This window comes from Neobacillus endophyticus, from assembly GCF_013248975.1.
Classification (GTDB): domain Bacteria; phylum Bacillota; class Bacilli; order Bacillales; family Cytobacillaceae; genus Neobacillus; species Neobacillus endophyticus.
In genome coordinates this window covers 2,310,170-2,323,021 of record NZ_JABRWH010000001.1, presented here as the reverse complement: position 1 = coordinate 2,323,021, position 12,852 = coordinate 2,310,170, and the positions used below count along the sequence as shown (strand labels likewise).

Sequence of the window (12,852 nt, the reverse complement as noted above, 5' to 3'; positions counted from 1 at the left end):
TCATTTTGCTTTTCTTAGTGGCTCATTCAATCCCCATTCTTTTAATTTTTCAAATTGCCATGTTGCTTTTTCGGTTTCCCCTAATTGATAATACGCTTTAGCAATTTCGGTTTTATAAATAAATACTGCCGGTGACTCTGGCTCCTTATTAATCGCAAGCCGGAATTGTTCAATGGCTTCTTTGTAAAAGCCATTTGACATTAATGCGTACGCTCTTTCACTGTGTAGCTTTTGCCATTCTAATCTCTGATTTGAATCAGTCTGTTTCTGTTCTTTCATAATAGGACTTTGTTTAAAGGAATGCGTGGCAAGCTTTATATAAGTTTTCAAATGATGGTCTTTTACTTTATCCAATGTAAAATAGTTAAGTGCCCGCTCTCTTGCATCCCTTCCCAATGAATCTCTTAAGTTTGCATTGTTTAATAATAAAATAATAGATTGTGCAAATTCCTCGGGCTTTCTTGGCGTAACGAGAAAGCCCGTATTCCCTAGTGCCTCTCGAATTCCACCCACATCTGTTGCGACGACAGGTTTTCCTGTCATCATCGCTTCAACAACAGAATATGGAAATGCCTCAGAAATACTCGAGAGTGCAATAACATCACCTGAATGATACGCCGCAACCATATTATTGGAATGACCAGCAAAAATGACCGTTTCTTCTAGCTGAAGTTTTTTTACCAATGCCTTGCATTCCTCATAATATCCTTGTACAGACACAGACCCGTACACGATAAATTTCACGTTTTTAATTTGTTTTTTCACGATGGCTGCAGTATGAATCAGGGATATAATGTCTTTGATTGGGTCAATCCTTGCGACTGTTACTACAGTGGGATGCAGTCTCTCCGCCTTTTTTCCTTCCATAAATACATTTGTATCCACTCCATTGTAGATTACTTCAATGTTTTCCTGCGGTACCCCAAATTTCGTTTCCCACCTTGTGTTATAATGGCAAACTGGTGAAACTTGGTCCGCATAATGAAAATTTAATGAATTAATGGAATGGATAAAGCGGATCAGGAACGTATTTAGAAAGATTGGCAAATTTCTTTTTGATAGTGATAAGTATTGCTCACGGAGATAGACACCATGCTCTGTTAACAGGAATGGAGTTTTGTGCTCTATTTTTGCTATTACACAAGGAATACCGCAAAAAGCCGAGGCTGATGAATGGCTGACATGTGCCTTTGGGACACTCGTATTGATGATATTTAAAAACCGGTAAACCCAACCAAGACTCTGTATCAACCCATAAATATCTGGCTGCGTTAGTTTTAAAGCCGGATCATCCATCCATTCCAAAATGAATGATTTATAATGGTTCCACACGAGCTCTGATTTAAAGGTTTCTTTATATTCATATTCCTGAAAATACTTATAAAGCTGATGCAAGATAACCCCAAAATGTTCCGGATTTTTTTCAGGACTGATCATTTCCAAAATCAATTCTTTAAAGAGTGGCAGAAACAAATTCTTTATGACTTTATCGGTTGTTCTCTTTTTTTGTAAATAGACAAGTGAAAAAGGGGTTGGCAAATGTTCACAAGGCTCTTCGGTTCCCCATAATGGCACTTTAAAAAGTTGTGTTGCCTTTGGCATTTGAAACTTTTGTGTAATAAATGGGTCAGTGATGACACTGTATAAAATATAGTCCACCATATCCAATTCCTTCACAAGGGTATCACACCAAGTGCTGACCCCTCCCTGATGATAAGGATAAGTTCCTTCAGTTGTGAGCAGAACGGTTAATTTTTTCATTGCCCTCACCTTTTCACAAAATTCACAAAATAGAAAACCCTTTAAAAGTTCGCTAAAATTTGGTAATTTTGTCACTTTTCATTTTTCAAACAATATGTGTCAATTTATAAAATTTTATTATATAAGGTCACAAGGTACAACCATTTTCCACTAGAAAAATGTAGAATTTTATCAATTTTGCTCGAATTCCCACGAATTTCAGTGGTTTAGTAAATTTTGTCATTAAATTATTTTTAGGTATATTTACCTATTCGATGAATAATTAGAAGTTTTGGGCTAATAAGAAAAAAAGAAAGACACTTAAGTCAAGTGTCTTTCTAAACTATTAAATACTAATAAACTGCTTGCATGCCCTTCCCCGCCACCGTCATCCATTCGAATTGTCTTAGACGAACATTAAACAATGTTAATGGATCACGGAACATTTCTGGGTTGGTATTTAACTTGTTTAACATCTCCTTATTAGCGGCAATCTCCTTCTTCGTTTCTTCAACCGTACTATTTAAGAGGCTGATCGGCTGTTTAAAGAACAAGGCTACATCCCGCTCCAATGAGTTTTCCAGCAAAGTAAATGGCTGAAGGAATTGACGGCTTACTGCCTTCGCCGTATCGGAATAATCCTCATGCTCGACAAAAGCCTTATATTTGTTATAAAGCATTGTTTTATTTTGCGAAATCGCACCGAATAATTTCCCCGCGCTTTTCATTAGAAATTGTGATGGGGTTCTCCGCAGTAAAATATTGATAGATTCCAAATGAAACCGGCTAGTCATCCTATCCGTATCGCGGCGCCAGTCATCCAGTACTTTAAAATCACAAAAGAGTGAGATTTTGTCTTCCCCATAAATGCTATTAAAGCCCTCTGCCAATTCTTGCAAATATTCTTGTGATTGCACAAATTCCTCTCTGCAAATCTCAATCCATTCCTGAAGTGACCGATAATATTTCGGCATCACTTGCTGGTCAAGGTACTCTTGAAGTCTCTTATTCATTTCCACATTTAGGTCTAGATGAATTTTGCTGAAGTTGCTGTCCTCCTTAACTAACTCGGAACACTCCTGCAGCATCCTTGGCACCATTGTGGCAATTTCCTGTTCAATATCTTCCTTCATATCATAATATGCTTTGGAAACCGATTTTGCCTTCTGAGCAACGGTATCATCCAATTGATGGACTGCACCAGTCAGCTTCATTAATATCTCTTCATTCCAGCGAATCGCTTCCACGAGTTGATTTTCCACGTCGGTCCGTTTTTGCAACATCCCCGCAATCGTAATTCTGATAAAATAAAGAAGTTTTGCCAGGCGCTTATCCGCAATATTCCTTACATTTCTAAACGAATTTATAAACGCTTTTAGATCATTCAATTGCTGATTCCGATCATAATGTGATGAAAAGGCGAATACCCTGGCATCAGGTAAAAAGGCATGGATTTTTGATTTGGTTTCTTCTAAAATATGAATCGCATCCTGCTCATTCACAACCGTGTCCATTTTACTTAATAGAAAATGGACAGGAACATCTGGAGCAAGCTCTCCAATTTGCGTTAAAACAGATCTTTCTTTATCTGTAAATGATGCATTTGCATCCAAGACAAATAGAATCGTGTCTGCCAATTGGAGATTTTTTAACACTTCATATCTATCAGCAGGCGTTCCCTTTAAACCAGGGGTATCGATAAACGCAACCTGATTTTCCTGTAGAAATATACTTGGCCGTCTATATTCGATTATGGATTCCAGTGCATTACGCAGACGGTCCATCCGCTCTTGAAAATCGGCAAAACCAGCTAATCTTGTAACCTCTTGATCCGTAATTTCCGTGATTTCTGTTTCCTCTGCATGTTTAAACATGACCATGGACGATGTCGGACTATCCTGTAAATGCTCTCCAAGCACCGTATTCAAAAATGACGATTTCCCACTGCCGCTAAGTCCCGTAACGAGCACATGCTGTGTATCAAAATCAATCAGCTGTTCCACCGTCCACTGTACACGATTATTTCCGCCCATATCATGCTCTACAGCCCATTGGATGATCGAATCAAAGAGTGTCAGGCACTCTTCCAGTTCATCGATGTCTGATTCCGTAATGCTGAGGAGTTTCTCTGCTTCTTTGACAACAACAGGGACGATGGTTGCCGGAAACAGCTCATTCCACGAAAGAACAGCTGCGGATGATAGGACGACATTTTTTGTATCCGCTATGCGGAGCCAGTTTGTCAGTAAATCAGGAACAAATTCCTGCAACATTTGAATAAAATATCTGCCATTAATAAAGCTAAAATACGCATCCCTATGTAGTCTTGATAGTTCATGCCAGTCAAAATTTCGCTCCAGCTCAAGCATTAATAACAGCTGATTGATTTCTTTGATCCAAGCAAAATAAGAATCCTGGTGTTTATAACTATTCCAAAACGCAGATAAAAGCTGTTCAAATTTCATTTTGTCCAAGTGAAATAACGTAATGAGAACCTGTGAGAAATAGGAAGGCACCAACTCTTTAGTAACGCCGCTTTCCACATACGTTTGAAGAATAGTAAACCACTCTATCGATTCCGTTCGTTTTGCCTCGTTTACCGCAAGCTCTACGGCATTATTCCAATCATTCTGCTCTTCAAAAAACGAGCGGGCAATAGCCGTCACATTCGGGTAGTCAGGATTTTCAGCAATTGTACTCTTTATAACAGAAACAGCTGCATCTAAATTTCCTTTCTTGATATAAAGCGAGAATAATTTTAATGCCACTTCCGTTTTTAATGTTGTCTGATCCGTTTCAATTGCCGTGTATAGATCTTCCGCAGTTGAAAGCATCCCCAATTCATAATACGCATCAGCTGTATTTTTCCGTGCCCACAGCTCAAGCTCCCCTGGGATGTTCTCCCATTTGAATATGGCTGCTTCAAAATCTTTATGATGAAAATACACTTCCCCTTGTGCAAAACGAATTGCGGATAATTCCGGGATATCTTTTCGGGCTTCTTCTTGAAAGGCGTCACCTAACACACGAATCGGATGGATCTCTTCATGTTCATTTATGAACATTTTATAATAGTTTTTTTGTATTAACCGCTCTTCCAAAGTCATAACTTTTCCCCCCAATAACAGCCATTCTATGTCATTCATATGGAAAAGAGACATAATTATTCCTTATACGTTTCGAATGATGTTTTAAATTTAAGTCCTAATGCAAGGATTCTATCAAAGCATTTTTTAAAAAAGATGACAGCAGTATTTCAATTTAGTAACAAAACGATGAAATGGAACTGCTCTTCCATTTACATTATCTCTCAAAGTATAATGTGATTAAAGACATGAAGGAGAATATTTTTTTATGGACATGAAAGAAGCCGTTTTTTTAGCCAAACTGATGGAAAAAGCAAGTCCGACTGATTATGAAATAAAGAAAATGGAAACAATCGGCGGCAGTTTGCCAAAATTTCATCAATGGACCAACAATAAAAAAACATACGCAGCATATGAAGTAAAACGCCCCGCTTCAGATACAGGCTACTATTTTATTTTTATTGATTGGCACCGCAATGATATTTACTATTTAGTCATCTATGCACATGACCGTTCCACAACGGTTGCAGAGCTGCGGCAAGTCCAAGAAATCGACGGTAGTCCCCATCTTGTCTGGACGTATAAACCATTTAAACGAGACGGAAAAAATGATGTACGTAAAGCATATTTTAAACAAATGTTTGGCACCACAACTGTAGAAATTAAACTTCCCAAGAGTCCTGCAGAAGTAGAAGAATTTTACAAGCACATCTTTAATCTTTGTCAAAACCGGGTAAAAGCAGACCGGATCGTAGATAAATTTGATTTCGATATAGAAGAAAGGAGGCAATAGCGCCTCCTTTCTTCATTATAACACCTTACTTAAAAAAGCTTTTGTCCGCTCTTCTTTAGGATTTTCAAATAATTCCTTGGGGAGTCCTTCCTCTACTACAATACCGCCATCCATAAATAGAACACGGTCGCCTACCTCTCTGGCAAATCCCATCTCATGGGTGACAACAACCATTGTCATGCCTTCTTTCGCCAGCTGCTTCATTACCTCTAGCACTTCGCCAACCATCTCCGGGTCGAGCGCGGATGTCGGTTCATCAAAAAGCATAATTTTCGGCTCCATCGCTAGTGCCCTAGCAATTGCTACCCGTTGTTTTTGCCCCCCTGATAAAGAATCCGGATAAACATCTGCTTTTTCTTCCAGCCCCACTTTTCGCAAGAGATCCAGTCCCTTTGCTCGCGCTTTTTCTCCCGCTATATTTCTAACCTTCATCGGGGCGAGCATTATATTTTGTAAAACCGTCTTGTGTGGAAACAAATTAAATTGCTGGAATACCATTCCCACTTCAGTCCGCACTTTATTGATATCCGTTTTCTTATCTACCAAATCAATTCCCTCAATGTAAATGTGGCCTCCTGTAATCGTTTCTAGCATATTGATGCACCTTAAAAACGTCGATTTGCCAGAACCCGATGGCCCGATCACCACAACCACTTCCTGAGGCTTAACTGTTACACTGATATCTTTTAAAACCTCATTATGCCCAAATGTTTTCTTTAAATTTTTTACTTCAATCATTCTGTAGCCAACCTTCTTTCAAGACGGGATAACAAGAAGTTCAAGGAAAGCGTCAACACTAAATATATAAACGCAGTTGTCAGATACGGTTCCCAAGCCCGCATATACTGCCCCTGCATCGCCTTTCCCCAATACATCAACTCTGGAGCGGCAATGATCTGCGCAAGTGATGAATCCTTAATTAATACAATAAATTCATTTCCAAGCGGCGGAATCATTCGCTTAAATGCCTGCGGCAGAATGACGTACCGCATCGCTTGGACATGCGACATCCCCAAAGAGCGGGCTGCCTCCATTTGACCCTTATCAATCGATTGAATTCCAGCGCGGAATATTTCCGCCGTATAGGCTGCGGAGTTTAAAGAGAGGGCTGTAATCGCTGCTACAATAGCATTGGTTTCCCCTAAAATCAGCGGAATCACACCAAAATGAATCAGTAAGATTTGTACCATTAACGGAGTGCCGCGAAACAGATTTATATACCAGGTGAATGGCAAGGCAGCTGCCTTATTTCTCATCATTTTTCCTAGACCGATTAAAAGGCCGAGAATCGTCCCTAAAATAATGGCCGCAATCGAGAAGCCTATGGTCAGCAATGTTCCTTTCAAAAAAAATGGCGCATATTGTTCAATCAAATCCCAACGAAAATCCATTACATAATCCCCCTGTGTCAATATCGCTCCTCATGATGCCGACATCCTGACCAAATGAAACCAAAAAATTGCGTAACTTTACAGATTAAAAGTTACGCAATTCTCGTTCCTATTGTTGCTGTGCCTCAATAGTTTTTAAATCAGGTTCGGTTTTGAACCATTTTTGATAAAGCTTTTCGTAAGTGCCGTCACTTATGACTTTCTTAATCGCCTTGTCAAATTCTGCTTTCAGCTTGCTTCCCTTGGGAAACATAATGCCATAGAATTCTTTTTTAAATGCGGCATCATCTTCAATAAATTTAAAATGGTCATTTGGATTGTTTTTAACATACGTTTCAACAACTGAATTATCAGCTACAACAGCTGCTGCGCCGCCGCCTTTTAGTTCAAGAATGGCCAGATTATTATTATCGAATTTCTTTAGATTGGAATTATTTTTGCCGATAATCGCTTCCACAGCATCCTGCCCAGTTGTTCCGTTTTGTACCGCAACCACTTTACCCTTTAAATCTTGCGCACTTTTAATATCACTGTTTTGTGGTATTAAGATTTCATTTTTTGATAGAAAGTAAGGGATAGAAAAATCATAGGTTTGTTTGCGGTCATCTGTAATAGTGATAGCAGATATAGCTGCATCTGCCGTTTTTCCTTTAATTTCAACAAATACGGGATCCCAGCCGACATGTTCTACATTGACATTATAGCCCGCAGCCTTTCCGACAGCTTTAACAAAATCCACATCAAATCCGACGACATCACCCTTATCCTGATATTCAAATGGTGCATAGGATGCATCTGTAACGATTCTCAATGTCTTTTTCTCAGCACCAGTTGTATTTGCAGTCCCTGACGTCTTGCTTGTCCCGCATGCCGAAAGAATCATGAGAAATAATGCAATAATAACAGTTAATAAAAGTTTAGTTTTCTTCATTTCTGCCTCCTTTTTATTTCAAAAAAAATAATAAATTAAAAAATTAATAATATTTTGACTATAGGTAATTATAACCCTTTATGGATTATAATTCAAATATTTTTATTTTTTAATATATTAACACTTTACCAAATTAGCAAACAATAGTATTTAATAAATCAGCTTCTGCCAATATGCAGGTTCATTACTCTAAACAAAAATTCTCTATAAAGCTATTTTTAAATCACTTCCAAAATAATGAAATTCATACATTCATATGAATATTTTCCTATAAAACGTAAATTTACTGATCAGATTGGTCATTTTAAAAATTACTGTCACATTTTCTAACAGCATTCATGACAGAAAATCAAAAATCAGATAAATTCTTCCATATATCTAATGAAGGGAAAGATTCTTATGTATAAAAAAGATGCGATTAAATTGGCGGAAACCATTATTCAATTAGATCTATTGCGGGATGAATTGTACGAAGAGTTAATGAAGACAATGGGTGCTAAAGCAAACGAACTGTTAAGAGCATTGCAAAATTATTAAGTCTTAAAACTGGAGGTTTTAATGAGAACAAACCACTTGAGGAACGGACTGGAACGGCTGAGAGTATTTTATATAAAAAAACTATCTAGCACTAATCTGTATACCGAGCACGAGCTTTGTTCTTTAACCATCAGTGAGCTTAAGCAACTATATCAAAAATCCATTTCCCCCATAAAATACTCCAAGAAAAATGAATTCAATCAAAATAGTTCAAATTTTTAGTACTATGTGAGAAAATTTAACGTAACATGTTATATTTATTTACATCTATACTCAGGAGTGTGGTGAACAAGAATAATGGCAAATGAAATATCTTATAAAGACCGGAAAGTTATTACGATCGGGATTGTCAGAGAACTGACCGGCCTTTCAGAGCGTCAAATTCGCTACTACGAAGAACGAAGACTCATTTTCCCTGAAAGAACCCCCGGGGGAAGCAGGCGATACTCCTTTTCCGATGTGGAATTATTAGTGGAAATTGCTAATAAAATTGAAGACGGCGTCCAAACACATGAAATTAGAAAGGAGATGCTGCGCAAGGAAAAGCAGCAAACTAAAGAAGATATCAGAAGACAAATGATTCAAGGACAGTTAAACGCACAATTCGGATTACGCAGAGGCCCATCTTCCTGATTTGTCAGAAGCCGGGCTTTTTTTCTGCCATGAGTACCATTTAAAAAACAGCGTTCAAGCACCACCAGAATCCAAATTCTCACTACTATTCCAAAAACCATGTCAGATTTACTTACATGGTTATAGAATCCTCCCCCACTTCCATGTAAAAATACATCTATGTTATATAAATTAACATCTTAATAAAGGGGGAATCATTCATGAATACTGAATTCTTAATGAACAGTATCTGGGTCATGCTGGGTGCGGTACTTGTCATTTTAATGATTGGCGGCTTTATTCTTTTAGAAACAGGATCCACTCGCATGAAGAATGCAGGACATATTGCAGGTAAAACGATTCTTACATTTAGTATCGGGTCCATCGTATTCTGGGCCATTGGCTTTGCTTTAGCTTTCGGGAAAGGAAATGCATTGATTGGTTTTACAGACTTCCTTTACTCCGGTTATGAAATAAAAGGTTTATCACTTTCAGGAGCCGTTTACTTTTTATTCCAATTAGCATTTGCCGGTATTTCATTAACCATTGCATTTGGCGGTTTTGCTGAACGAGCAAAGATGGGAGCATACCTCATATTCGCGGTTCTCTTTTCCATTGTTGTGTACCCGCCGATCGCCCATTGGATTTGGGGCGGAGGCTGGCTGTCAGAACTTGGCCAGCAAGACTTTGCCGGCTCCACTGTTGTTCACTTAACTGGAGCAATGGCAGCAATGGCAGCTACGATGATTCTTAAACCAAGGATTGGAAAATATAACAAAGACGGTTCAGCTAATAATTTGGCAGGGCATAACCAAGTATTTACTGCTTTAAGCGTTTTGCTTTTATGGGTAGGATGGTTCGGGTTTAATGCAGGAAGTACATTAAGTGTTGATAAAGGCTTCTTCGGCTATGTTGCCTTAAACACGAATTTAGGAGCAGCAGCCGGCACGGTTGCCGCAATGATTATCTCTTGGGTAGTTCAAGGAAAAGCAGATGTACCAATGATGTTGAACGGTGCATTATCAGGATTAGTGGCCATTACTGCATCCTGTGGTTTTGTTGCCCCCTGGGCTGCTGTCGTGATCGGTTTCATCGCCGGCATCCTCGTATTTTACAGCATCCGTTTCTTTGAAAACAGAAAAATTGATGACCCTATTGCTGCCCTTTCAGTCCACGGAGCAGCGGGAGTTTGGGGAACATTATCCAATGGCTTCTTTGCAACAAAAGCATTAGCCTCTGTTGGCAAACCTGGATTATTTTATGGAGGCGGCATTCACCAGCTTGTCGTGCAAGCGATCGGTGTCATCGCATGCGGAGCATTTGCTTTCATTGTTTCTTATGTCCTACTGTTACTCATGAAAGCAGCTATGAAAGGGTTACGGGTAACAGAAGAAGAAGAAATGATGGGTCTGGATATGAGTGAGCACGGCAGCTACGGTTATCCTGAATTAGTAAATGCGGAACAGAAGCTTAATGCTTAAGTTCATGACAGGTCCTCTCCTTTCCAAAAGGGGGAGGACTCGTCTATAAGGAGTGGTTTCATTGGAAAGCAGCTTTGCAGCAATTAGAAGATTACGAGACGATAAAATGGGAGAAGCAGCACATGACCACTTTACATTAAACAAGTTCCACGATGAAATTATGAAGCTTACCATAAAAAAAGCGTTAGAGATTATCACCAATCAATTAGGACCTCTTCCTTGTTCTTTTTGCTTTTTTGTTATGGGAAGTGCAGGTCGCATGGAACAATCCTTGTGGAGCGACCAAGATCACGGCATCGTTTACCGAGAAAAGAACGATGAAGTGAAAAACTACTTTTGGCAGCTGGGGAAAGAAATATCAAGAGGATTATTTGATGCAGGGTATCAATACTGTGACGGCGGTGTGATGGCCAGTAATCTCCTATGGTGCAAATCACTGGAGGAATGGCAAATACAAATTTCCAATTGGTTAGACGAATCCAACTGGGAATCGATCCGCTATTTAATGATTTTCATGGATGCAAGGCCGCTTTTTGGCGAAGAACTCTATGTACAAATGTTAAAAGAACAAATTTATTACATTCAAAACAAATCCGTTCAAATGACAAAGTTCTTAAACAATTCCCTTTATATGAAAAAGGGGATTAATGTACTAGGGAAACTGCTCACAGAAACCCACGGTCCCTACACAGGTTCACTTAACATAAAAGAGATTGGCCTATTCCCATATGTAAATGCAGCGAGACTTCTTGCATTAAAAGAGAATCACCAGGAACCATCAACGGTTGCAAGAATTGGCGGTGCTTCAGAAGCTATTCTTCCTTCAAGGCTCAAGGATTTATATCAGCACCAATTTATACAACTCCTTAACTACCGTCTATCATATGCCCAACATTCTAATTATCATACTGGTCACTATCTGCCTATCAATAAATTAACAAAAGAAGAAATGAAAGAATTTAAAGACATTATTAGAAATGGCACCGCACTATTTAATACCGTCAGAAAGCTGATAGAAAAGGAAGATTCATATGGGAATTAACGAAATTAGTCAATTTTTCAGGCAGATATCCGGAATGGTTACCTCCAATATTTATGCTGGATTACAGGTTCCGTCTACACCAAAGGAAATGGCATTTCTTAGAGCACTGCAGAAAGAAGTCAAAGAAAATAACGGCTTGGATATTCCGCTAAATAAATTAAATGTAGTCGTTTTTGATATTGAAACAACAGGGTTTAATCCTGAAAAAGGGGATCAAATCATTTCAATCGGCGCTGTTAAAATGACCGGACATCACTTGCTGGAACAAGGAACCTTTTATTCCCTTTTGAAATCAGATCTCGAGATTCCAAATGAAATTTCCGAATTAACCAACATTTGGACAGAAGACTTGCAGACTGCTCCCCCTGCTAAAGATGTGCTATTACAATTTTTTAAGTATGTCAGCAGCGATCTTCTTGTTGCCCACCACTCTAAACATGAACAATCATTCATGCAAAAAATAACAAAAGAGCTTCTTCGGGTTAAATTTGAGCGCCGTATTGTTGATACTTCCTTTTTAATCCGCATATCCAAACCGGCCCAAAAGTCATGGTCCCTTGAAGAAATTTGTCGAGAAAGCGGTATAGAAGTCAAAAATCGACATCACGCACTTGGGGACGCCCTCTTGACGGCACAAGTTTGGAGCCTCTTCCTGCAGGAAGCAGTAGAAAAAGGGTTTAAAACTTTAAGAGATATATATGAACACCTGGCAAAAAGTGAATAATTATTCAGACAATAGACTAGAATTTACACCAAATATACTCTTTCAAACCATTCCTTTAAAAGAAAGATAGAGAAATTTTCCCCATCACTTTTCAATTCTATTTTCCAATTTCCCCGATATTCCCCCAAAATTTTATTCTCGCAAAAAAATTTTCTTAATTTTTTTATTCTTCACTTATCCTTATTATGACAATAATGAAAACGCTAACAATTATTTTGACTTATTTGAATTGTCTGATTTTTATATTGACCATGTCTGCAAATGGTTGTATGATAATCAGCAATAAGAACTAATCAATAATCAATGCCTTTATAAATCTATAATATTTATGCATGTTTTCATGAAGGCACAAAAAAGAAACGTTTAATTGTTCAGGTGTTTGATTGATGTGAAAGACTGCAAAATCAATGTTGGAAAACCTGACAAACTAGCGAATGTCCTATTAGAGGCATTTAGAAAATTGAACAACAGACGTTGTTGCCTGTTACGCTGAAAAAGCAGAAAAAGGATTCGTC

Annotated in this window: 11 protein-coding genes; 6 read left to right on the top strand and 5 right to left on the bottom strand. The window is 38.4% G+C overall.

Annotated features, from left to right (window positions below; translation table 11 throughout):
• Window positions 1-1,761, bottom strand: coding sequence for a GT4 family glycosyltransferase PelF (pelF, locus tag HPT25_RS11360; RefSeq protein ID WP_173063854.1), 1,761 nt, complete (start codon window positions 1,759-1,761; stop codon window positions 1-3).
• Window positions 1,762-2,093: 332 nt separating this feature from the next.
• Window positions 2,094-4,847 (bottom strand): dynamin family protein, encoded by a 2,754-nt coding sequence (locus tag HPT25_RS11355; RefSeq protein ID WP_173063851.1) that lies wholly within the window; start codon window positions 4,845-4,847, stop codon window positions 2,094-2,096.
• Between the two features lie 247 nt (window positions 4,848-5,094).
• Here HPT25_RS11355 and HPT25_RS11350 point away from each other — a divergent pair, with 247 nt between their 5' ends.
• Window positions 5,095-5,619 carry a hypothetical protein gene (locus tag HPT25_RS11350; protein WP_173063848.1) on the top strand — a complete coding sequence of 175 codons (525 nt, stop codon included), beginning with the start codon at window positions 5,095-5,097 and terminating at the stop codon, window positions 5,617-5,619.
• Window positions 5,620-5,634: 15 nt separating this feature from the next.
• Here HPT25_RS11350 and HPT25_RS11345 read toward each other — a convergent pair whose 3' ends face one another.
• The 3 genes from HPT25_RS11345 to HPT25_RS11335 all read right to left on the bottom strand — a co-directional run bounded on the left by HPT25_RS11345 (window position 5,635) and on the right by HPT25_RS11335 (window position 7,941).
• Window positions 5,635-6,357, bottom strand: coding sequence for an amino acid ABC transporter ATP-binding protein (locus tag HPT25_RS11345; protein WP_173063845.1), 723 nt, complete (start codon window positions 6,355-6,357; stop codon window positions 5,635-5,637).
• Window positions 6,354-7,010 carry an amino acid ABC transporter permease gene (locus HPT25_RS11340; RefSeq protein ID WP_173063842.1) on the bottom strand — a complete coding sequence of 219 codons (657 nt, stop codon included), beginning with the start codon at window positions 7,008-7,010 and terminating at the stop codon, window positions 6,354-6,356. Before HPT25_RS11340 ends, HPT25_RS11345 begins: the two co-directional genes overlap by 4 nt.
• Before the next feature lie 109 nt (window positions 7,011-7,119).
• On the bottom strand, window positions 7,120-7,941 hold the full coding sequence (locus HPT25_RS11335) for a basic amino acid ABC transporter substrate-binding protein (RefSeq protein ID WP_173063839.1): 822 nt from the start codon (window positions 7,939-7,941) through the stop codon (window positions 7,120-7,122).
• A gap of 399 nt (window positions 7,942-8,340) precedes the next feature.
• Between HPT25_RS11335 and ykzB the strand changes: the two genes are divergently transcribed.
• From ykzB to HPT25_RS11310, 5 genes are all read left to right on the top strand, one after another.
• Complete coding sequence (gene ykzB / locus HPT25_RS11330) at window positions 8,341-8,478, top strand: protein YkzB (RefSeq protein WP_173063837.1); 138 nt, start codon at window positions 8,341-8,343, stop codon at window positions 8,476-8,478.
• A gap of 297 nt (window positions 8,479-8,775) precedes the next feature.
• Window positions 8,776-9,111 carry a MerR family transcriptional regulator gene (locus HPT25_RS11325; RefSeq protein WP_173063834.1) on the top strand — a complete coding sequence of 112 codons (336 nt, stop codon included), beginning with the start codon at window positions 8,776-8,778 and terminating at the stop codon, window positions 9,109-9,111.
• Window positions 9,112-9,311: 200 nt separating this feature from the next.
• A complete protein-coding gene (locus HPT25_RS11320) occupies window positions 9,312-10,571 on the top strand; it encodes an ammonium transporter (RefSeq protein ID WP_173063831.1) in 1,260 nt (419 codons plus the stop codon).
• A gap of 61 nt (window positions 10,572-10,632) precedes the next feature.
• A complete protein-coding gene (locus tag HPT25_RS11315; protein ID WP_246277174.1) occupies window positions 10,633-11,613 on the top strand; it encodes a DUF294 nucleotidyltransferase-like domain-containing protein in 981 nt (326 codons plus the stop codon).
• Window positions 11,603-12,337: an exonuclease domain-containing protein gene (locus HPT25_RS11310; RefSeq protein WP_173063828.1), complete on the top strand. Its 735-nt coding sequence runs from the start codon at window positions 11,603-11,605 to the stop codon at window positions 12,335-12,337. The genes HPT25_RS11315 and HPT25_RS11310 overlap by 11 nt, the downstream gene beginning before the upstream one ends.
• Window positions 12,338-12,852: the final 515 nt, after the last annotated feature.

Coding starts and splice junctions, on each gene's coding strand:
- HPT25_RS11325 (WP_173063834.1), top strand. CDS start 8,776: ATGGCAAATGAAATATCTTATAAAGACCGGAAAGTTATTACGATCGGG.
- HPT25_RS11350 (WP_173063848.1), top strand. CDS start 5,095: ATGGACATGAAAGAAGCCGTTTTTTTAGCCAAACTGATGGAAAAAGCA.
- HPT25_RS11340 (WP_173063842.1), bottom strand. CDS start 7,010: ATGGATTTTCGTTGGGATTTGATTGAACAATATGCGCCATTTTTTTTG.
- HPT25_RS11320 (WP_173063831.1), top strand. CDS start 9,312: ATGAATACTGAATTCTTAATGAACAGTATCTGGGTCATGCTGGGTGCG.
- HPT25_RS11310 (WP_173063828.1), top strand. CDS start 11,603: ATGGGAATTAACGAAATTAGTCAATTTTTCAGGCAGATATCCGGAATG.
- ykzB (WP_173063837.1), top strand. CDS start 8,341: ATGTATAAAAAAGATGCGATTAAATTGGCGGAAACCATTATTCAATTA.
- HPT25_RS11355 (WP_173063851.1), bottom strand. CDS start 4,847: ATGACTTTGGAAGAGCGGTTAATACAAAAAAACTATTATAAAATGTTC.
- HPT25_RS11335 (WP_173063839.1), bottom strand. CDS start 7,941: ATGAAGAAAACTAAACTTTTATTAACTGTTATTATTGCATTATTTCTC.
- pelF (WP_173063854.1), bottom strand. CDS start 1,761: ATGAAAAAATTAACCGTTCTGCTCACAACTGAAGGAACTTATCCTTAT.
- HPT25_RS11345 (WP_173063845.1), bottom strand. CDS start 6,357: ATGATTGAAGTAAAAAATTTAAAGAAAACATTTGGGCATAATGAGGTT.